We start from the raw sequence: 1,001 nt of genomic DNA, 5'->3' as shown, positions 1-1,001 counted from the left end.
CGGTAGTTCAGCAGTGCCGTCACCAGCGGCACGCCGCTCTCCAGGCCGCTGCAACGCTGGGCCAAGGCCAGCGGGGCATGCTCGTGGCGCAGCAGCCCTGCCAGGTCTTGCTGGACCTGCTTGACCGCGTCCAGCACCGGGCCCTGCAGCTTGACGCGCAAGGGCAAGGTGTTGATGTACAGCCCCAGGGCGCGGTCCGCCCCGGCCCCGGCCTGCATGCGGCCGAACAGCACGGTGCCGAACACCACGTCCTCACGGCCACTGACCCTGCCCAGCAACTGGGCGTAGGCCAGATGGCACAGGCTGGCCACGCTCACGCCCAGTCGCCGCGCTTGCGTGCGCAGGCCGCGGCTCAGCGAATCCGGCAGCGCCAGGTGGGCTTCGCCGATCTGGCTGCCGTCGCCCTGCACGTCCGACAGGCCGTAAGGCAGCGTCGGTTCGTCCACATCGCCCAACTGCTCGCGGAAGTAGGCTTCATGCTGGGCCGGCGTCAGTCCCAGCCGTGCTTGTGCCACGTAGTTGCGGAAGGGCTGCGCGGGAGGCAAGTCCTGACCCCGGTCGCTCAGCAGCAGGGCGATCTCCTGCTGCAGCACGTCCAGCGCCTGGTGGTCCACGGCCAGGTGGTGCACCAGCAGCACCATCAGCCAGCTGGCGCGGCCCGGTTCGCGCAGCGTGCGCACCTGCATCAGCGGTGCTTGCTGCAGGGACAGGCGCAGCCCGCGCGGGTCGCTGTGCTGCAGAAGGGCTTGCAGCGCTTCATCGCCCTGCGAGTCCTCGGCCAGGCCCAGCTCGGCGGCCTCCAGGGCCAGGACCGGCAGTGGCGCTTCACGCTGCACCAGTTGCACCGGCTCGTCCAATCCCTCCCAGTGCAGCGCGGTGCGCAGCACGTCATGACGGCGCAGCCCCTGGCGCAGGGCGTCCAGGTAGCGCTGCAGCCGGGCCTCGCCATCGAAGCGCAGCACCGCGCGCAGCAGGTACACATCGCCCTGCGCCGCCATCAG

Annotated in this window: 1 protein-coding gene; it reads right to left on the bottom strand. The window is 70.8% G+C overall.

Annotated elements, in window-relative coordinates:
• The coding region (locus QRD43_RS22690) for a condensation domain-containing protein (RefSeq protein WP_285984794.1) at nt 1–1,001 on the bottom strand (1,001 nt) is incomplete at both ends.

Source organism: Roseateles subflavus, from assembly GCF_030285365.1.
GTDB lineage: Bacteria > Pseudomonadota > Gammaproteobacteria > Burkholderiales > Burkholderiaceae_C > Roseateles_B > Roseateles_B subflavus.
The sequence above is the reverse complement of the archived record's forward strand: the minus strand, read 5'-3'. Positions and strand labels throughout refer to the sequence as shown.